We start from the raw sequence: 19,718 nt of genomic DNA, 5'->3' as shown, positions 1-19,718 counted from the left end.
CACACTGAACCCCATGACCGACGTGACGTGGTGGGGCCACTCCTTCGTCACCGTCGATCTGCCCGGGGCGGCCGTCGTGACCGACCCGATCATGTCGCGCCGTCTGTTCCACCTGAGACGGGCCAGTCCCCCACCGCCGGCCTCGGCCACGCGGAGCGACGTCGTCCTGATCTCGCACCTGCACCACGACCATCTGCACCTGCCGTCGCTGCGCCGGTTCGACGATGCCGTCCCGATCGTCGTGCCGCGCGGCGCGGTCGCGGCGGTGCGGTCACTCGAGCGGCTCGCCGTGATCGAGGTCGACCCCGGAGACCGGATCGAGGTCGCCGGGGTCGAGATCGAGGTCTTCGCCGCGCAGCATGACGATCGCCGCGACAAGCGGCCCGGCGCCCGCACGGCGCCCGCGATCGGCTTCCGCTTCAGCGCCGGTGGCGTGTCCTGCTGGTACCCCGGCGACACCGGCGAGGACGACTTCGCGGCCGTCCGGCCGGTCGACCTGGCCCTCGTGCCGATCGGCGGCTGGGGACCGTCGCTGCCCGACGTGCACATGGATCCGGTGCAGGCGGTCGCGGCGGTCGCGCAGGTCGGCGCGCGCTGGGTCGTGCCCGTGCACTACGGCACCTTCTGGCCCGTCGTGGTGCGCCAGACCACTCCCGTGCACCAGCACTTCTTCGCCTCACCCGCGGACCGCTTCCGCGACGCGGCGGCCGAGGCGCAACTGGCCGCGACCGTCGTCGTGCCCGAGTTCGGCGACCGGACGGTCCTACGATGACCACCGTGAGCAACGGATGGGCCGCTCCCGCCCCCACGCGCGGCCGCTGGCACCGGGTCTCGGACCTGCTGCAGGGACTGTGGACGCTGTTCGTCACGTTCGTCGCGGTCTTCGTCGGCCTGTGGGTCGCCGGCGTGTCCACCCGTGACAAGTGGGGCCTCGTGATCGCGATCGTCGTCGCGACCGTCCTGCTGGACCTCGTGCTGGCCAGTCCGCTGCGCTGGCTCGCCGCGCGCGGCAGCGTCGTGCTGGCCCTGCTGCTGGGATTCGGCGCCCAGGTCCTCGTGCTCGCCGCGGCCCTCAGCCTGGCGACGTACAGCGACGTCGGCGTCGAGGAGACCGTGGTCGTGCTGCTCGTCGCGTCCACGATCCTCGCGATCGGCCGGTGGTTCTCCGGCGCCACCGACAGCGCCTACGTCGTCGGCGCGGCCACCGCGCGCACGTCGCGCCGGCTCGGTCAGTTGGTGGGCGACCGGCCCGAGCACGGGCTCCTCGTCGTGCAGCTCGACGGCGTGGCGCTGCCGATCCTGCGTCGCGCGATCGCCGGCGGCCAGGCGCCCAACATCGCCCGCTGGATCGGCACGAGCCACGAGCTGTCCGGGTGGTGGGCGACGATCCCGTGCACGACCCCCGCGACCATGGCCGGCATCCTGCACGGCAGCGACGACGTCGTCCCGGCCTTCCGGTGGTGGGACCGGCGCTCGGGCCGCCTCATCGCGGCCAGCAACCCGACCGACTCGCACCTCGTGGAGAGCCGGTTCACTCCTGGTGAGGGCCTGCTCAAGGACGGCGGCGCGGCTGTCAGCACGACCTACACGGGTGAGTCAGAGCGCGGCTACCTCGTCATCAGCAACGCCACGAAGCTGCAGCAGATGGGCTCCGGGTCGGGCTACCTCTCGTTCTTCATCCGCCCGTTCCTGCTCCCCGGCGCGCTCGTGATGACCGTCGGCGAGGTGATCAAGGAGCTCCACCAGGGCCACCGCCAGCGCGTGCGCGGCGTCGAGCCGCGGATCCCCCGCAAGGGCGGCTACATCGTGCTGCGCGGGCTCACGAACGTCCTGCTGCGCAAGCTCAACCTCTCCCTCGTGGCCGAGGAGATGGCCAAGGGCGCGCCGATCATCTTCGTGGACTTCGTCGACTACGACGAGATCGCGCACCACGCCGGCCCCGAGCGGCCCGAGTCGATGCGAGCGATCGAGGGCCTCGACGGTGTGCTGGCCGCCCTCGAGGACGTGGCCCGGTCCGTGTCCACCGCCTACGACCTCGTGATCGTGTCCGACCACGGGCAGAGCCTCGGCCGGACCTTCGCCGACCTCACCGGCCGCAGCTTCCCCGATCGGGTCTCGGACCTCATGCAGGTCGACCAGGCCGGCGCGTCCGTCATGACCACCGCCGACGGCGGCGAGGACTGGGGCCCCATCAACGCCCTGCTCGCGTCCGTCCTTGGCGACCGGGCCCGCCGTTCGGAGCGGGTCGTCGTCGACTCCACCGCGGTCCGAAGCGAGGAGCTGGACCAGGTGACGCCCGAGGTCGTGGTGACCGGTGGCGGCAACCTCGGGATGATCTGGTTCCCGCGACTGGAGTCGCGCCCCACGCTCGCCGAGATCGACGAGCGCTGGCCGCGCCTGGTGCCCGGACTGCTCGCCAGCGAGGGGGTCGGCCTCGTGATGTCGACCGACGACGAGGGCCGTCCCATCGTGCTCGGCCCTGCCGGCGCCCGCGGCCTCGGTCCCGACGCGTACGTGACGGATCAGGACCCGCTCGCCGGGTACCCGTCGCGGACCGCCGCCGACCTCGCGCGACTGCATGCGATCGGCGACGCGGGCGACCTCGTGATCATCTCGACGGTCGACGAGCTTGGCCAGATCCATGCGTTCGAGGGGCAGGTCGGCTCGCACGGCGGCATCGGCGGACCCCAGAACGAGGCGATCCTGATCCACCCGCGCCGGTGGCCGGTCGACGCCGATCTCGCCGAGATCGTCCCCGAGCTCGGCACCGATCCCGTCCTCGTCGGCTCGTGGAACCTCCACCGTCAGCTGCTCGCATGGCGGGAGCGGGAGAACACCGGTGGCTGACGAGCTGGAGCGCCTCGCGCGCTGGGCCGACCACGGCGGTACCTGCCGCCTGGTCGAGCTCGAGGCGGGCGCTGCGGTCGTCGTGCTGAGCCGCTGCGACGGCGGCGAGGAGGCCGACCGGTTCGAGACGCGCGACCCCGCGACGATCGCGTGGGTCCGCGCCCACGAGTCCTGACGCGTCGGTCAGAAGGCGGCGCGCACGGCGCCGACCGGTGTGTCGCGCACCCGGATGACCTGCTCGCGCAGGCCGGCGACTGCCTCGTGGTCGACGTCGCCGTCGAAGGCGCCGAAGTGGTCGAGCGCGGCCACGAGCGCCGCGGCCAGTGGCCGCTCCCCCCCGTCGAGGACCTTGAGCGCGACGGCCCGGCCGTCCGGGAGGGCCGCCGCGAAGACGCCGTCGGCGCCGTCCTTGGCGACGAGGCCCGGCACGGCGCGCATGAGCGTCGTGGCCGGCCGGCGCTCGCCCGCGACCATGTCGGGGTGGGCGACCATCGCTCGCGCTACCGCGGCCTCCGGCGCACCCGGGTCTCGCTCGGGAGCCGCCGCGACCCGCGCGAACGCCCGGGCGAGGCCACGCACGGTGGTCGAGAACAGCGGGGCTCCGCAGCCGTCGACGGTGACGTGGGCGACGTCGACGCCCGTGAACTCGCCGAGGGTCTGCCGGATCGCCTGCTGCAGGGGGTGCGTGGGCTCGAGGTACGTGGCCGGGTCCCAGCCGGCGGTGACGCACGTCAGCAGCATCGCCGCGTGCTTGCCCGAGCAGCACTGGACGATGCGCTCCGGTCCCCCGCCGGCGGCGAGCCATGCCCGCTCCGCGGCGCGTCCCCAGGGCAGGTCCGGCGTGTTCTGCAGCGCGCCCTCGTCGAGTCCGGCGAGGGCGAGGATCTCCCGCACGCCCGCGAGGTGCGAGGCCTCGCCGTTGTGGCTGGCCGCGGCGAGCGCCAGCAGCCGGTCGGGCAGGTCCAGCCCCGCGCGGACCATCGCGACCGCCTGCAGCGGCTTGACGCTCGATCGTGGCCAGAACACGACGTCGGGCTCACCGAGCTCGAGTCCGGCGCCGCCGTCGGACGTCACGGTGACGAGGTGACCGAGGTGGACCGATTCGACGAGGTCACCCCGCACGACGTGGACGAGCGGAGCCGCGGGAACGGCCGAGACGTCGGATCCGGAGGGTGCATGTGGCGTCACCTCTGGAGGATATCCGCGGCTTCGCGGCCCGGCTTTGGGAGACTGGTCCCGTGAGAGTCTCCACGAAGTCCGACTACGCCTTGCGCGCCCTGATCGAGATCGCCGCCCGCGGCGGTGAGCAGTCGGTCACCGCCGACGAGCTGGGCCGGGCCCAGGAGATCCCCCACGGCTTCCTCCAGTCGATCCTCGGCGACCTGCGCAAGGCCGGCATCCTGCTGGCCCAGCGTGGTCAGTCCGGCGGCTGGCGATTCGCGAAGGAGCCCTCCACCGTCACCGTCGCCGACGTCATCCGCGCCGTCGACGGTCCGCTCGTGTCGGTGTACGGCGTGCGTCCGGAGTCGGTCTCGTACCAAGGGCGCGCCGAGGCCCTCAAGCCCGTGTGGGTCGCGGCCCGCGATGCGCTGCGCGAGGTGCTGGAGGCGGTGACGATCGCCCAGCTGACCGCCGACGAGCTGCCCGAGTCGGTCGCCGAGCGCATCGCGAACGACGAGGCGTGGCGCTCGCACTGATCCACGCGACCCTCAGAACGGCCACACCCACGGCACGTACAGCACCGCGACGGCCAGGAACAGCAGCATGAGCGGCAGCCCGAGCCGCCAATAGTCGCCGAACCTCAGACCGCCCGGCTCGAACACCATCGTGTTCGCCGGGGTCGCGACGGGCGTCAGGAAGGCCGCCGCGCCGGAGACCGTCAGCGCCATCAGGAACGGCAGTGGCGACGCGTCGAAGTCGTGCGCCACCGCCAGTGCCACGGGGATCACGACCAGCACGGTGGCCATGTTGGAGATCAGCTGCCCGAGGAGCATCGTCGCGACGCACAGGACGAGCAGGACGAACCGCGGGTGGGCGTCGCCGAGGACCGTGAGCAGGCCCCGCGCGACGTCGTCGGCCAGGCCCGTGGACGTGACCGCCGTCGACAGCGGGATCATGCCCGCGACGAGGACGACCGTCGTCCACGAGATGGCTCGGAAGGCGTCGTCGATCGACAGGATGCGGGTCACCACGATCGCGAGCGCGGCGAGCATCGCCGCGGCGGCCGCCGGAACCAGGCCCGAGACCATGAGCGCGATCATCGCGACGAGGATCGTGAGCGCCCGTCCCGCGCCGGGGCCGAACGGGACGGTGCGACGCAGCGCCTGCGGCGAGTCGACGACGAGGACGTCCGGGTCGGCCGTGTGGCGCTCCAGGTCGCTCCACGTACCGGCCAGCAGCAGCGAGTCCCCGGCCTCGAGCGCCGCGTTCGTGCTGAGCAGGGCGCCACCGCGCCGCGCGCCGAGGACGACCAGGTCACCGCTCGGCGTCGTCATCCCGGCGTGCAGGTGCAGTCCGATGAGGCCCGAGCGCGGAGCCACGACGACCTCGGTGACACCCCGCAGCGATCCGAGCAGCGGCTCCGCGGGGTCCAGCTCGTACTCGCGGGCGAGGAGTCGATGGTGACCGCTCAGGTCGGCACCGATCCCCTCGGGTGATCGGACCGGGACGAGCCGGTCGCCGAGCAGCAGGGTCAGCAGCATCGTGCCGACCACGAGGGGCACGCCGACGAGCGCGAACTCGAAGAACGCGAACGGCCGCGCGCCGGCGTCGTCGGCGACCTGCGAGACGAGGATGTTGACCGGGGTGCCCGTGAGCGTCAGCATCGAGCCCGCGTGGGCGGCGAACGCGAGGGGCAGCAGCAGCTTCGACGGCGACAGCCCGAGCCGGACGGCGATCACGACGACAAGCGGCAGCAGCGCCGCGACCGCGCCGTTGACGCTGATCAGGGCGGTGAGCGCGGCCGACAGCAGCATGATGGCCACGAGCAGTCGCCCGCGCGACGTCCCGGCCGCGCTGACGACGCGCCGCGCGACCCACGTGGTGACCCCCGTGGCGTCGAGCGCCTCACCGACCACGAACAGCGCCGCGATGAACGAGACGACGGGGTCGCCGAACCCGGCGAGGGCCTCCTCGAGCGAGAGGATCCCCGTGGCCCACAGGGAGAGCGCGACGCCGAGGGCCACGACCGCGAGCGGCACCCGGTTGCTCATCAGGGCGACCACGGCGAGCCCGAGGATGACGAGCGTGGTGGTGGCCGGGTCCATGGTCAGCCGGCCAGGAACTCGACGATCGCCGGGGTGAAGTCCGGCGCGAGGACGGCGGCCAGGTGGTCGCCGTCGACGAGGTGGAGCCGACCGTCCGGCAGGGCGTCGGCGAGCACCTCCGGATGCGCGGCCAGGGGGTCGTCGCGACCGGCGATGACGAGCCTCGGCGACGCGATGCGCTCGAGGGCGATGCCGCCGCCGTGGATCGCGCGCGCCTGCGCGGCCAGTGATGGACGGTCCGCGCCGATCGCGTCGGCGAAGCGACGGAACGCCAGCACGCCCTCCGGGTAGGCGCTGAGGTCGCCCTCGGCGAGCAGCGCGGCGACGACGAGCTCGCCGTCGATGGCACGCGTGTCGACCCCGCCGGTCTCGACGATCCCCGAGCCGACTCCGCCGACCACGAGGCGGGTGATGCGCGGATCGTCGGCGGCGGCGAGCAGTGCGACGACCGCCCCCATCGAGTAGCCGACGAGGTGGAACTCCTCGAGCCCGAGGGTGTCCGCGACCGCCGACAGGTCCGCGGCCATCGCGGGCTCGCCGTAGAGCGCGCTGTCGGAGGACTTCTGGGACTGGCCGTGTCCGCGGGCGTCGATGCCGACGACGTGCCGGCCGGCCGCGACGAGCGCGTCGACGACCCCCGTCGCGTGCCAGTTCGCCTCGGTGGAGGCCGCGAAGCCGTGCTGGAGGAGAACCGGGACCGATCCGGCGTGCGCGTTCCACTCGTGGAACGCGATCGCCATGGCGTCGGGCCGGGTCAGCTGTCGGGTCTGCACGACCACGATGCTGCCACGTCAGCGTTTCACGGTCCGGATCCACGCCGGGAGGAGGACCCAGAGGGCCACGACGACGAGGGTCAGGACCGAGGCCACCACGATCGCCCACGTGTCGCCGAGCACGACGTCGACGACGAGCCACGTCGTGCCGACGTTCGCGACCACGAGCAGGACCAGGCCGATCCTCGAGAGCTGGTGTGCCGCGCCGACGAGCCACGGCCGCTCGCCGCGGTGGAACAGTTGGCGGTGCAGCGCGACGGGCGTCAGGAGCAGCAGCATCGAGGTCATCGCGCACAGCAGCACGCCCACGTAGACGCCGCGCTGCGTGTCGGTCAGGTCGTCGAAGCGGCCCGAGAACGGGACCGTGAGCAGCAGCGCGCTGAGGATCTGCACGCCCGTCTGGGCGACCCGCAACTCTTGGAGCACTTCGCTCCAGTTGCGGTCGATCCGCGCGTCGAGCTTCCGTGGGCCGTCACTCATCAGTGGTGGCGAATCGCGTCGATCAACTCGCTCTTGCGCTTGCCCGAGTACTTGGTCAGACCCAGTTCCTTCGCGCGCCTCCTCAACTCGGGGACGGTCCAGTCCTCGTACGAGCCGGAGCGGCCGCCCTTCGCGGCGACGGACTTCTGCGAGCGGCCCTTCTGCTTCGTCGCGTTCGAGATCCGGGCCGCCTTCTCCTTGGACGCGCCCTCGTCGCGCAGGTCCTCGTAGAGGTCGGGATTCTTCAGGCTGCGGTTGCGTGCACCGGGCATGGCGTTCTCTCCTTCGTCTCCGTCAACCGTGGGGCAGTTCGCGGCGCTCCACCACTTGGCGCGCGACCTCGCGCAGCTTGACGTTCTCCGCCTGCGAGAGCCGCCGCAGGACGTCGAACGCGCGGTCGGCGTCCACGCCGTAGCGCTCCATGATCATGCCCATGGCGATGCCGATCAGCTTCCGGGCGTCGACCGCCTTCCGCAGCCCCTCGTTGGCCAGGTTCGCCGCGAGCGAGACCGAGGCGTGCCGCGCGAGGATCGCCGCGACGGCGACGTCGTCCTCGTCGAACGCCCGGGGCCGGGTCGAGTAGACGTTGAGCGAGCCGTAGCGCCGCTCGCTCGTCGCCAACGGCATGCTGAGCACGCTGCGGTACCCGAGATCGACCACGGCACGGCTCCACCGCGGCCAACGGTCGTCGGACGACGTGTCCTCGACGTGGTAGACGACGTCGAGGTTCTCCAATGCGTCCAGGCACGGTCCCTCGTCGAGCTCGACCTGCAGGTCGTGGGCGCGGCGCACGGGCTCGCTCGTGGCGGCCGCCGTCTCGATGCGGTGGCGGCTGTGCACGAGCAGGACGCCCGCGTCGTCGCAGCCGACCGCGGCGAGCGAGTACTCGGCGACGCGGTCGACGGTCTCGCCGACGTCCGCCGCCTCGTGGAGCGCCAGCACGATCCGGCTGAGGTCCAGAGCACGGGGCTCCTCGCCCTGCAGCGACGACCGATCCGAGGAGCTCTCGAAGCGTGGGCCGGCCGTCATTCCCTGAGGCTACCTCGCGATCCCATCGCGGGAAACTGCATGAATGGGAACGGATTCGGTGGGGTACGCGATCGTCATGACGGCCCGAATCGTGCAGTGGACGTTGGACGTGGACGACCTTGAGCGCATGGCGGCGTTCTGGTCGGCGGCGCTCGGCTACCGGATCGAGCAGGCGGACGGGACGACCCACCTGCTGCCTGCGGACGACGCGCCGCCGGGCGCGCTGACGATGTGGCTCCAGTCCGCCGCGGACGCCAAGACCACGAAGAACCGGAACCACCCCGATCTACGCACCGACCTGACGGTCGAGGCCGAGGTCGAACGCCTCATCGGCCTCGGCGCCACCCACGCGGACGTCGGCCAGCAGCCGACGGACCCGTTCGTGGTGCTCCGCGATCCCGAGGGCAACGAGTTCTGCGTCCTACGCCACGAGCAGCGTTGACGGGCGACCGCCCGATCGACCAGTCCCACCCACGAGAGGAAGATCATGACGACCACACCCGACCCGGTGGTGCCCGTCGGAGACCCCGACGACGTACCCGAGCTGCCCGACGATCCGAACCCGGACACCGAGCCCACGATCGAGCCCAGCTCACCCTCGGTCCCCCGGACCAACGGCGTCGTCGCGGGCGACGCCGCTTCGATCTGAGCATCCGTCACCAGAACGACAGGACCTCTCGATCACCCCTGAAGTTCCGCTGTCCTCCTCAGCCGTCCCTCACCACCCCGGCAGCGGGGAAGGGATCGGAGCATCGCTGCTACTTGACCTTGACCGTCTTGCTCGTCGTCTTGGAGGCGACCCCGTTGCCGCCGGCATAGACGATCGTGTACTTCTTCTTGCCCTTCGGGAGCTTCTTGAGGGTCACCGACACGGTGCCGTTGCGCAAGGCGACCGTCTTGAGGGTCTTCTTCCCCAGCTTGATCGTCACCTTGCCGGTCGGTGCGACGCCGGGCGCCGTGACGCTGATCCTGAACGTGGCGGACCGCTTCGCTCCCTTCGCGGCGACCGAGAGTGCCGGGAGTGCCTTGGCCACGGACGGCACTGCCGTCTTCGTCACGACCGTCGGCTCGTGCGCGGTCGCCGCATAGGTGAGCTTGACCGTGATCTTCCGGCCCACGTCACCAGGAGCGAGCCGATAGCTCGTCCCACGACCGACGACTCGCAGCCCATTCGACCACTCGACCGCGACGGAGGCACCCACAGGCGTACCCGGCGTGACGGTGACGAGTTGTCCGACGCGAGGTCCACCGCTGACCGCCGGGTTACCGGCCGGCGTGGACGGCAGGATCGCCGCAGCGACGATGCTGCTCCGTGGCGTGTCCGCCGATACGGCGTCCGAGGCCTCCCGGGTCGCGGTCACTCTCGCGAAGAGGCGTGAGCCCTCGTCGGTCGCGGTCACGGTGTAGCTGCTGTTGGTCTCCCCGGTGATGATCGACGTGGAGCCCGCGGCGCTCACGCGGTACCACTGGAATCCGAAGGTGAGGCCGGACGGCGACCACGTCGCTGCGTTCGCCGACACCGTCAGGACCGAACCAACCTTGGCAGTGCCGGAGAGAGTGGGGCTCCCGGCGGCGATCACCGCACCGGGGCAGACCCCGGCACAGGCGAGCTCGGCGTCGATGCCCGGGCTGTCCTGGTTCGCGAGCACCTTCACGACGTTCGCCGAGGCCAGCGTGGCCTTGTCGTCGTAGTACTCCGAGGCGAAGGACTCGTCGTCGGGCAAGAATCGGATTTTGTAGTCACCGGGGGTCAACCCCGCCTCCCGATACGATCCGTTGGCCCTGATCGACACACTGCGGACGGGCTCCCAGGAGCCCTCGACGAGGCGGTAGAACTCGACCACGCCACCCTCGAGCGGCCCGACCTGAGTCGTGACGGTGCCGCCAATGGCCCCGAGAGTCGTGTCCCGGGCGAGAACTCCGTCCACGCCGGTCGTCGCATGACCTGCCGTGACCGTGATGAGGTCCGCGCCATCGACCGAACTCGCGTCGTCGAAGAACTCGTCGAGCAAGCCGGTCGACTCGTCCGCGTTGAACTCGACCGCATAGTCGCCCGGCTCGAGACCGCGGAAGGACCACGACCCGTTGGCTCCCGGGCCGCTGGATCGCATCTGCTCCCACTCGTCGAAATCCTCGTCGTGACGCCACAGACCGACATAGCCGTCGACCGCAGTTCCCGCGGTGTCCAGCATCGTGCCCGAGATCGACCCGAACGCAGGATCCGTCTCGAGGGTCGCATCGATGTCCGTGGTGGCCTCTCCCGCCTTCACCACGACCGTCGTCGCGTTCGCGAGTGAGGCGGCGTTGTCGAAGTACTCGTCGAGTAGACCCTGCTCGTAGCTGCTGAATGCCACGGTGTACTTCCCAGGCTTCAGCCCTCGCACGTGGAAGTCACCCGACGAATCGGGCGTCACAAAGGTGGCGATGTCGCGATTGCCCTTCGGGAAGACCTCGATGTTGGTCGAGGAGAGGTCCGCTCCGGCAGGAACCGTGACCGTTCCGGAGATCGCGCCGCGCTGGGGGTCGGGCGCAAGCGTGGCATCGATCCCGGTGACCTTCGCCTGCCGGGCGACCACGATGTCGTCGGCCTGTTGCAGCGTCGGCTTGCCGTTGAAGTACTGCGGAAGGTAGGTCGATCCACTCGGCACGAATCCCACGCGATAGGTACCCGGCGAGAGTCCGGAGAGCACGTACGCGTGGCTGTCCTCGTCCAAGGGGTCGTGCTCCTGCTCGAGAACCTTCTGCCACGTGCGGGTGCTCGCATCCCAGCGGTATGCCTTGACCGTGGCGGCGACGTTCTCGCCGCCCGAGCCCGTCAGCCGGCCCGAGATCGTCGCTCCCGACTCGAGCGCGAGGTCTACGCCCGTCCTGGACACGCCACCGGCAATGGTGAAGGCGGTCGCGTCGTCCAAGGAAGCGGCATCCTGCCAGAACAGGCCGGAGTACCGGCCTTGCGCACGGGCCTCCACCGTGTACTGCCCATCGGGCACGTTGACGAATCGGAACTTGCCGTCGTCCAGCGCATCGGTCGTGTCGGCCAGCTCCCATTCGCTGAGTGCGGAAGCACGGACCCAGAGTCGCAACGTTCCGTAGTAGTCATCGGGCGCGTCACCTCCTTGGGCAGGAAGCGTCACACGACCCGAGATCGTCGCACCCTTGGCCATCGTGACGTCGATCCCGCCCTTGGCCTGACCGGAGCCAAGCGTGACGGGGTCGGCCTGCGCTCGGGTGCTCTTGCCCGCGTAGTACTGCGGCGCCACCAGGGTCATGCTGTGGGTGAATCGAAGCGAGTAGCTTCCGCTCGGCAGTCCGGACGCCGTGTAGTTGCCGTTGGACGCAGGGATTCCTGTCGTCAGGGCCGAGGCCGTCCCCGCACGGAAGACCGTCACGGTGACGTCCTTGGCCGAGACTCCCGACGGCACGGTGACCTTCCCCGAGATCGACGACGCCCGGTCGATCGCGGCATCGATGCCCGTGGTGACCTCGCCTTCCTCGACCGTGACGAGCTGGGCGGAATCCGTGGTGAAGGCGTCGTCGTAGTACTCCTTGGCGAGTCGTTCGTCACCGCCGAACTCCACGAGGTACTCGCCGGACCGAAGCCCTTGGAGTGTGTAGGAGCCTTCAGCAGTGATGTCGCCCGCACTGACCCATTCCCAGTTGTTCCACTGGTCGTTCCACCGATAGGCGGTGACGTTCGCCCACGGGTCGACGAGGCCCGTCGGCAGTGCGACCTCACCGGTCATCGAACCGCCGACTGCCAAAGTGGCATCGATGCCCGCCGTACCTCCATCGGCGACGGTGACCGTTTCGGCCGTCTCCAGGTCGTCCTGGTCCGCGTAGTACTCCGAGAGCAGCCGGCCCGATGAGGAGAAGTACAGCTTGTACTCGATGTTCGGCTCCAGGCCCAGAACGGTGTACCTGCCGGTCGTGGCATCGACGTCGGCGGACGTGCTGTACCTCCATGCCTCCCAGCCGTCCCAGGCGTAGACCTCGACACGGACGTCTGCGACAGAACCAGCATCCGAGGCGGTCACCGTGCCGGAGATCGACTGCCCGACGGCGAGCTCCGCATCGATTCCCGCGATCTCACCATCGCCGTCAGTCGCGACGATCTGCGCGTCCTCCACGTCCTGCACATCGTCGTAGAACTCGGACAGCAGCCGACCCTGGGACGAGAAGAACACCTTGTAGTCCGTGTCCGGCTCGAGGCCAGCGATGGAATAGGCGCCCGTCTCGGAGTCGACATCCGCGGCCGCATACCAGTCCCAGCTCTCGGTGTCGTCAGTCCACGCCCACGCCTCGGCTCGCACGAAATCGACGTCGCCGCCACCCGTGGCCGTGACCGTCCCGGAGATCGAGGCGTCGCTCGCCGCGAATGCAGGGACCGACACCAACGATCCGGTCCCGGCCAGACAAATGACAGCGGCGAGCAGAGCGGCGAGACGCTTCATGAATCTTCTCCGTAGTTCGACGAAACACAGGAAGGCTACTTACACAAGTGCCGGTCATCCGCAAAATCGTCAAAATTCCGTTCAGAACGGATGTCAGAAACGACAGACGCCTGAACGGACGAACCACGCGAACCTATCCGCCACATGCGTCACAAGTTCCGAAATCCCGTGACCCCTTCGCTCCGACGACTGCCAGACTCTGGCGGGTCGCCCGGTTTCGGGAGGAACGTGCTGCACCTCTCGATCGAACGCCTGTCCACTCGGCGATGTCGTGAACGCATCGCGGCGCGGTCCATCCCGCGCTCGCTTGACTAGATTCTTGAGGAGCAGCCCATGAAGAGGTTGTTGATCGCCGCCGTAGCCGTATCCGTAGCCACCACCATGTCTCTTGGTACGCCTGCACAGGCCGCCTCCCGAAAATTCAAGGTCAGCATCAACGTGCCATCCACGATCGTCCAGCACACCGACCTCACCATCTCGGGCAAGGTCGGACCGGGCGCAGCAGGCCAGAAGGTGAAGATTCAGAAGCGGTTGCTGACCGGCTCGAATCGCTCATGGCAGACCGAGAAGGTGGTTCGAATTCGCAGCGATGGCACGTACTCGTACACGTACAAGGTCAGCACGTTGAAACCGCGTCTCTTCCGAGCCTTCAAGCCGAAGAAGGGCGCGACGAAGGCCGGCTATTCCAAGACGAAGAAGGTCATCGTCAAGAAGCCGGTCCAGCGCGCAGCAACGATGACGATCACCTCTACGGGACCAACAGAACTCGACGCAGGGCAGAAGGTCGTCGTGAGCGGGACGACATCGGCGAACCTGAGGGGCAAGTGGGTTCAGCTGCAGGTCAAGCAAGGGTCGACGTGGTCCAGGCTCGCGAGCAAGAAGGTAGGAAACGACGCGAAGTTCAGCCTTGAGGTCACGGCCACGCTCGCCGGGGCAGGTCAGCGCTACCGTGTCTACTCGAAGGCAACGCCGACGACGAAGGCTGCGGCATCGTCGACCAAGGTTTTCAACGTCTTTGACTGGTACTACCTGAGCGACCGTGAGCCGGTGGAAGGAGTCGCCTACGACGGCGCCTACGTGGTCAACGGAACCTCCTTCCCGAGATCCGTAGCGCTCGGTCGAGCGAACGGGTTGGGCAATGGGCCGGTTACCGCCCAGTTCGACCTGGGCCGGGACTGTACCCGCGTCCGCGCAACGGTCGGGATGTCGGATACGTCCGACAGTTCTGCCCGGTGGAGTCTGAACGTCCAGGCAGATGACGCAACACGCTGGTCTCGCTCCGAGATGAAGATCGGGCAGAGTTTCGCACTCGACATTGATGCCAGCGCTGCCCTGCGTCTGAGACTCAACGGTGTGCGAACCACGAGCGGCTCTGGTCGTCTCGTTCTCGGCGACGCGCGCATTCGTTGCGCATTCTGATTTCGGAGGCGGTGATCCACGTCCGCCGACGCATTCGGGCGCCGCTCCGAGCACGTCTTCTGACCCAACAAGAAAGAAATTCCCCGGAATCGCTGGGATTCCGGGGAATTTCAAGGGTGGGCGATACTGGGTTTGAACCAGTAAACCGCGCGTTGCTTTTCCGCACGTCGATCGCGTTCTATACTGCTATTACAGTCCAAAATGATCGCGCCAACATGGGACAAGTGTGGCCACTATTGGACACGAAGCCCTCCTCATTGGACACGTATTGGACACGAAGAAGCAGGCTGTAAGGCGCGAAAAGCGATCGTTCGGCCAGATCCAGAAACTCCCGAGCGGCCGCTACCGTGCACGTTACGCCGACCCTGAGGGCCGACTCACGGCAAGCGGCGACCCCCTCCGCCACAACGCTCCCCGGACGTTCCAGACCCGCGGCGACGCCGAGGCATGGCTCGTCGACGAACGCCGCTCCATCTCGTCTGGCGCATGGTCCCCTCCGCAAACTCGACGTGCAAGGAACGCGTCCCGGTCGATCACGTTGGGAGAGTACGCTCCCCGATGGCTTGCCGAGCGCAAGGTCAAGGGTCGGCCTTTGGCCGATCGGACGCGAGACCACTACCAGGACCTCCTCGATCGAGTCATCCTCCCGACGTTCGCGAATGTCGCCTTACGCGACATCTCCCCCGAGGCGGTCGCCGACTGGTACGACACGGCGGTTCCGGACCGTCCTACCTATCAGGCACACGCGTACTCGCTCCTTCGTGCCATCTTGCGTACCGCCACGGATCCGACCAAGAACAGCGGACAGCCGCTTATTCCGTTCAACCCGTGTGGCATCTCCGGCGGTGGCTCGGCGGGGTCAAAGCGACTGATTCGTCCGGCAACCGCGGAGGAGATCGCGGTGATCGTGGCGAACATGCCCGAGAGGCACAGACTCTTGGTCCTTCTCGCCGACGGTTGCGCTCTGCGCTTTGGAGAACTTGCCGAACTCCGACGCTCCGACGTCGACGTGAAGAACGCGATAATCCACGTCCGACGTGGCGTCGTACGCTCGCGATCCGCAGGCGTTGTCGCCAAGGCGCCGAAGAGCGACGCCGGAATCCGCGACGTCCCGATCCCCCCAGACATCCTCGACGACGTGATCGGACATAAGCGGTCCTACGCCGCGCCCGGCCTCCAAGGACTCATGTTCCCTGGCACAAGTGGCGGCCACCTCTCCCCCAGCGCGTTCTACGGCAAGGCCTCCGGGCCGCGCCGAGGCAAACCCGCCACCCAAGGTTGGGGATGGTACGAGGCCCGTCGCATCGCGGGCCGCTCAGACCTTCGATTTCACGACCTACGCCATGGAGCACTCACGGAAGCCGCACGCCATGGAGCCACCCTCGCTGAGCTCATGGCCCTCGGTGGACACTCCACCAGCCAAGCCGCGATGCGATACCAGCAGGCCGCATCGGACCGCCTCGCCGAACTCGCTTGGAGGCGCGCCGCCTCTCGCGGATGGATCGGGGCTGAATAATGTCGCCTGCCTCGTGGGGGGGCAGTCCCGCAGGGTGCGGCCAAGAACTCGTGCCTCTGTCGCCGCGAAGCGGGATAGCGGGCAGAGGAGCGCAAACAATCTTCAAGTGCCTGCACGGACCTTACGCCGACCCCCAGCTCACCTACCTCCCGGCACCACCCATAGTGAGCCTGGAGCAGGTCGTGTCGCCAGCCGGCAAACGAGGATCGTCAAGGCAGCCCCGTCAGACCGTTCCGGGCGCCTTCTCGGCTTGCCCTACTTTGCGTTCGACACGGCATGCAGCCTCAATTGCTGTTCCTGGACACAACATGGCAATCGGTTGGGAGAATGGGAATGCTGTCGTCAGCCTAACGGCTCGAGGTTTGCGCGTTGCTGTCGCAGCTTCGCCCAGACCCAGGCCCAGCCGCCGAAGATCGTGACGGCCAAACTGACGCCCGCGAAGGCGAAGAAGGCGATCCCTTCCAAGTCTGGATTGAAGCCACCATCTGACATGGCCACTCCCGAGATGCCCGCAAGCACCAGTGGTATGGCATCCCAACTCGCGAACCAGAGCGCACAGAAGAAGACCACCACAATCACCGCGCCAAGCACTCCGAAACTGTCGTACCAGTCCAGCGGCCAACTCGGCACGCCGGCCAACACCAATCCGCAGAATCCGAGAAGGGTAATCAGGCCGGCCAGGCGCACGGAGTAGTCACTACGATTCGCAGCCATCCTCACCACCAGAAGTCGCATGGGCAATTGGGACAAGACGAGGCGCCGCTGACCCCAACTGCCAAGGGCCAGTCCCCAAGTGTGTCGCCCGTGACTCATGTGTCAGAAGGTACGTGCGGTTTCCGGCATCGAATCGCAAGTGCCCGAAGATGGGGGCCGCTGCACGAATAGGTGACATCTGATCAGCAGCATCTCTCGATTCCACAGATCAGATGTCGCCCACCCGCGCAGCAGTCACCTTCATGAGTTCATCGCTTGAACTTTGGCGTCGCCGAGGAGATCGGGTAACGGTCCGGGAGGGACTAGAACGCAAAGAACCCGTCCGAGCTGTTTCGCGGGTAAGACGGGGTGCGGGCGCTCCGCCTATTGGACTCGAACCGATACCCCTTCGGTCCAATGACCGCGTGAAGGCCACCTTCCACGATACGTGATGCTGACCATTGCGTCGGGCATGGTGCGGGCGCGGAATACTGCGCTGACCTGCGCAAACGTTCTGATCGCACCCTCGCCAGAAGTCGCATCGGTTTCATCCCTCATTTGCCTCAGCCTGTTCGCACATGCGGCCGATTGCGTTGATTGTGGACACAATTCTGACACCTTGTGGGTCAAGCCCCTACTCTCGCCGAGCACGACAGCCGGAGGGAGAAGGCGGCCCCATCGACGCCAGACGCCGGCGCGAACCGCCATGGCCGCGTGAATTGAACCTGCGACCCCCTGACGAGTCCGAGCTCCGCACGAGCCAAGACATTGGGTACCGAGAACCGCGGAAATCCCTCCAATGGTAGGGATGTTCTCTTCGGGTCACTTCCGACGATACCCGACTGCCTGCAACCAGAGCTGCGCCAATCAGGCCACAAAACGGCCACCACTTGCATGAACCGCCCCAGGGGGTTCGGAGTCTGGCGAGGCCGCGCCTACCCGCGAACCCCTGGCGCGCAGCACTCACGCCCCCTCACCACCGACCCAATCCACGGCAGTCGCGGTCGGACCACTCACGGTTTATGCGTCACGCGGGCCGTACATGATGACGGTGACACCGATCAAGCAGATCAGCGCGCCAGCGATGTCCCAGCGGTCGGGCTTGAAACCGTCAGCGACCATGCCCCAGGCGAGTGAGCCGGCGACGAAGACGCCACCGTAGGCGGCGAGGATGCGGCCGAAGTTCGCGTCGGGCTGGAGCGTGGCGACGAACCCGTAGATGCCCAAGGCGATGACGCCGGCACCCATGAACACCCACCCCTTGTGCTCCCGAACGCCCTGCCAGACCAGCCACGCCCCGCCGATCTCGGCGACCGCGGCTACAACGAACAGGATGATCGACCGGATGGTGTCCATGGGTCCAGACTTCCGGTCCTTCTGGTGCGTCCGGTGCGGGGTTGCCGCGGTGGCCGCTACGGGTTGGCGGGCTTTGACGGCGAAATCTCGATCTCCACGGGTCCGACGGCCGGCTGGCAGCACACCGCACAGGCCGCGGCCCCACCCCGTAGAGGTGCCGGTCCTCGAACGAAAAAGGGTCGTAGTGCGAATGATCCCTAGCTTCAAGAACCACGGGCGACCTTCCGGAACGGTCCAGCTGAGCGTGGATTGCCGACCAGATTGGTCTGATCGAGCGGCCGTCAGCGTGGTGATCAGACGACCCGAAGAAAGCGGCAATGCCGGCGGCAGCACCACGGGTTGCCCATGGCGCGAGTGAGACCGTTCAGCACGCGAGCGGCAACGAGCGCTTGTTTCGGCGCTGGCCGGCGCTCGTTCATCGCTTCAGGTCCCGTCCGGGCGCGTCACACCGCGCAGCAGGAGAGTTTGGAAACGTCGGTGGTAAATGATTGGGCGGCGATCTTGATGCCTTCGGCCATCGTCAGGTACGGCGCCCAACCTCGGGCAACCTGTTCGAGTGTCATCTCGCCTTCGAGGATGTAGACACCGGCTGCGGCGAGTTCTCCGGCGTCTTTGGCAACTGCAGTGAGTCCGAGGATGCGACCGGTGTCGGCGTCGACGACGATCTTGATCAAGCCGCGGGTATCGCGATTGACCAGCGCGCGGGGCACGTACCTGAGGGGCAGGACCCGGCAGTCGCAGCGGATCCCCGCAGCGAGGACGTCTGCCTCGGTCATGCCCACAGCGGCAAGGGCGGGACTCGTGAACGTCACTCGTGGCAGGCGGGCGTAGTCGGTAGCGCGGTGAGTGCTGGTGAACGCATTGTCGACGATCATCGCCCCGTGTTGCGCGGCGACATAGACGAACTCGTGGTGCCCGGTCACGTCCCCGGCAGCCCAGACCCGACGGTTCGTCGACTGGAGCTGGTTGGTAACCACAACTTCTCCGGCCTGGCCGGTCTCGACCCCGACCGCGTCGAGGTTTAGTCCCTCGGTGACCGGGCGACGGCCGGTGGCCACCAACACCTGGTCGGCTCGGAACTCCTGCTCGGTGCCGGAGACGTTCGCCGTCGCGACGACGCCGCCGCTGGCCGGGTCGTGGACCACGGAGACGACCTCGGCGGGTCGAACAACGTGGATGCCTTCGTCAGCGAACACCTCCTCCAGGGCCCAGGAGGCTTCGGGTTCCTCTTTCGACGCCAACCGGGAGCGGACCAGCATGGTGACCTGGGCGCCGAGTCGGGCGAACAACTGTGCTTGTTCCATCGCCACGTAGCCGCCACCGAGCACGAGCAAGGAGTCGGGGACCTCGGTTAGTTCCATCGCGGTGGTCGAGGTCAGATAGTCCACGGCGGACAGGCCGGGGATTGGTGCCGCCCACGGGGCTGATCCCGTCGCGATCAGGTAGTGATCGGCCTTGATCGTCTCGACTATGGCGTCGGCGGTAACGGTGTGCAGCAACGGCGCGTCGGGGGTCCCGGCGAACGAGGCGTCGGCGTGCAGGACCCGCCACCGATAGGCGTCGGCCACGTCCTTGTACTTCTCACCGCGCAAGGACTCCACCAACGACTGGGTGGCACCGACCAAGGCCAGCATGTCGACGGGGGCGGCTGTCGCCGCGATCCCAGGAAACCGACTGGTGTCAGCTGCTGTGTGCCGCGCCTCGGCGGCTGCGAGCAGGCTCTTCGAGGGAATGCACCCGGTGTTCACGCAGGTGCCCCCGAACGTTGACCGCTCGATCATCACCACCGATTTTCCCAGCCCGGTGGCCCGGATCGCTGCGGCGAAGGCCGCGCCGCCTGATCCGATGATCGCCAGATCGACCTTCGAGCCCATGAAGTGTTCCTCCC

At 68.2% G+C, this 19,718-nt stretch carries 18 protein-coding genes; 8 read left to right on the top strand and 10 right to left on the bottom strand.

Annotated elements, in window-relative coordinates; all coding sequences use genetic code 11:
• The first annotated feature begins 13 nt into the window (after positions 1 to 13).
• The 3 genes from ACT26F_RS04395 to ACT26F_RS04385 are packed head-to-tail and all read left to right on the top strand — an operon-like array spanning position 14 to position 3,022.
• The gene (locus ACT26F_RS04395) at positions 14 to 772 is read left to right on the top strand and encodes an MBL fold metallo-hydrolase (protein WP_471669271.1); all 759 of its coding nucleotides are present in this window, start codon (positions 14 to 16) and stop codon (positions 770 to 772) included.
• 5 nt (positions 773 to 777) lie between these two features.
• The gene (locus tag ACT26F_RS04390; protein ID WP_471669270.1) at positions 778 to 2,847 is read left to right on the top strand and encodes an alkaline phosphatase family protein; all 2,070 of its coding nucleotides are present in this window, start codon (positions 778 to 780) and stop codon (positions 2,845 to 2,847) included.
• On the top strand, positions 2,840 to 3,022 hold the full coding sequence (locus ACT26F_RS04385) for a hypothetical protein (RefSeq protein ID WP_471669268.1): 183 nt from the start codon (positions 2,840 to 2,842) through the stop codon (positions 3,020 to 3,022). Before ACT26F_RS04390 ends, ACT26F_RS04385 begins: the two co-directional genes overlap by 8 nt.
• Before the next feature lie 8 nt (positions 3,023 to 3,030).
• Here ACT26F_RS04385 and ACT26F_RS04380 read toward each other — a convergent pair whose 3' ends face one another.
• A complete protein-coding gene (locus ACT26F_RS04380) occupies positions 3,031 to 4,035 on the bottom strand; it encodes an asparaginase (RefSeq protein WP_471669267.1) in 1,005 nt (334 codons plus the stop codon).
• 50 nt (positions 4,036 to 4,085) lie between these two features.
• Here ACT26F_RS04380 and ACT26F_RS04375 point away from each other — a divergent pair, with 50 nt between their 5' ends.
• Positions 4,086 to 4,544 carry an RrF2 family transcriptional regulator gene (locus ACT26F_RS04375; RefSeq protein WP_471669266.1) on the top strand — a complete coding sequence of 153 codons (459 nt, stop codon included), beginning with the start codon at positions 4,086 to 4,088 and terminating at the stop codon, positions 4,542 to 4,544.
• Positions 4,545 to 4,556: 12 nt separating this feature from the next.
• Here ACT26F_RS04375 and ACT26F_RS04370 read toward each other — a convergent pair whose 3' ends face one another.
• From ACT26F_RS04370 to ACT26F_RS04350, 5 genes are read right to left on the bottom strand one after another with little or no spacing between them, the layout of a single operon-like run.
• Positions 4,557 to 6,113, bottom strand: coding sequence for an SLC13 family permease (locus tag ACT26F_RS04370; protein ID WP_471669265.1), 1,557 nt, complete (start codon positions 6,111 to 6,113; stop codon positions 4,557 to 4,559).
• A gap of 2 nt (positions 6,114 to 6,115) precedes the next feature.
• Positions 6,116 to 6,886, bottom strand: a complete 771-nt coding sequence (locus ACT26F_RS04365; RefSeq protein WP_471669264.1) for an alpha/beta fold hydrolase — start codon at positions 6,884 to 6,886, stop codon at positions 6,116 to 6,118.
• A gap of 18 nt (positions 6,887 to 6,904) precedes the next feature.
• Complete coding sequence (locus ACT26F_RS04360; protein WP_471669263.1) at positions 6,905 to 7,366, bottom strand: DUF6328 family protein; 462 nt, start codon at positions 7,364 to 7,366, stop codon at positions 6,905 to 6,907.
• Positions 7,366 to 7,638, bottom strand: a complete 273-nt coding sequence (locus ACT26F_RS04355; protein WP_471669262.1) for a DUF7218 family protein — start codon at positions 7,636 to 7,638, stop codon at positions 7,366 to 7,368. The genes ACT26F_RS04360 and ACT26F_RS04355 overlap by 1 nt, the downstream gene beginning before the upstream one ends.
• 22 nt (positions 7,639 to 7,660) lie before the next feature.
• Positions 7,661 to 8,395, bottom strand: a complete 735-nt coding sequence (locus tag ACT26F_RS04350) for a GAF and ANTAR domain-containing protein (protein ID WP_471669261.1) — start codon at positions 8,393 to 8,395, stop codon at positions 7,661 to 7,663.
• 43 nt (positions 8,396 to 8,438) lie between these two features.
• Here ACT26F_RS04350 and ACT26F_RS04345 point away from each other — a divergent pair, with 43 nt between their 5' ends.
• Together ACT26F_RS04345 and ACT26F_RS04340 are read left to right on the top strand one after the other, a co-directional pair.
• The gene (locus ACT26F_RS04345) at positions 8,439 to 8,837 is read left to right on the top strand and encodes a VOC family protein (protein WP_471669260.1); all 399 of its coding nucleotides are present in this window, start codon (positions 8,439 to 8,441) and stop codon (positions 8,835 to 8,837) included.
• 45 nt (positions 8,838 to 8,882) lie between these two features.
• On the top strand, positions 8,883 to 9,044 hold the full coding sequence (locus tag ACT26F_RS04340) for a hypothetical protein (protein ID WP_471669259.1): 162 nt from the start codon (positions 8,883 to 8,885) through the stop codon (positions 9,042 to 9,044).
• 109 nt (positions 9,045 to 9,153) lie between these two features.
• On the opposite strand, the gene ACT26F_RS04335 is transcribed toward ACT26F_RS04340, so the two are convergent.
• Positions 9,154 to 12,846: a carboxypeptidase regulatory-like domain-containing protein gene (locus ACT26F_RS04335; protein WP_471669258.1), complete on the bottom strand. Its 3,693-nt coding sequence runs from the start codon at positions 12,844 to 12,846 to the stop codon at positions 9,154 to 9,156.
• A gap of 333 nt (positions 12,847 to 13,179) precedes the next feature.
• Between ACT26F_RS04335 and ACT26F_RS04330 the strand changes: the two genes are divergently transcribed.
• Positions 13,180 to 14,265, top strand: a complete 1,086-nt coding sequence (locus ACT26F_RS04330; RefSeq protein ID WP_471669257.1) for an NPCBM/NEW2 domain-containing protein — start codon at positions 13,180 to 13,182, stop codon at positions 14,263 to 14,265.
• A gap of 268 nt (positions 14,266 to 14,533) precedes the next feature.
• Complete coding sequence (locus tag ACT26F_RS04325) at positions 14,534 to 15,781, top strand: tyrosine-type recombinase/integrase (protein WP_471669256.1); 1,248 nt, start codon at positions 14,534 to 14,536, stop codon at positions 15,779 to 15,781.
• A 342-nt stretch (positions 15,782 to 16,123) separates the two neighbouring features.
• Here the strand turns inward: ACT26F_RS04325 and ACT26F_RS04320 are convergent, their stop codons facing one another.
• From ACT26F_RS04320 to merA, 3 genes are all read right to left on the bottom strand, one after another.
• Positions 16,124 to 16,495: a hypothetical protein gene (locus tag ACT26F_RS04320; protein WP_471669255.1), complete on the bottom strand. Its 372-nt coding sequence runs from the start codon at positions 16,493 to 16,495 to the stop codon at positions 16,124 to 16,126.
• A 999-nt stretch (positions 16,496 to 17,494) separates the two neighbouring features.
• A complete protein-coding gene (locus tag ACT26F_RS04315) occupies positions 17,495 to 17,830 on the bottom strand; it encodes a YnfA family protein (protein WP_471669254.1) in 336 nt (111 codons plus the stop codon).
• Between the two features lie 443 nt (positions 17,831 to 18,273).
• Positions 18,274 to 19,704 carry a mercury(II) reductase gene (merA, locus tag ACT26F_RS04310; RefSeq protein ID WP_471669253.1) on the bottom strand — a complete coding sequence of 477 codons (1,431 nt, stop codon included), beginning with the start codon at positions 19,702 to 19,704 and terminating at the stop codon, positions 18,274 to 18,276.
• Between the last annotated feature and the right edge of the window lie 14 nt (positions 19,705 to 19,718).

The organism is Aeromicrobium sp. SP1 (assembly GCF_055663785.1).
The sequence above is the reverse complement of the archived record's forward strand: the minus strand, read 5'-3'. Positions and strand labels throughout refer to the sequence as shown.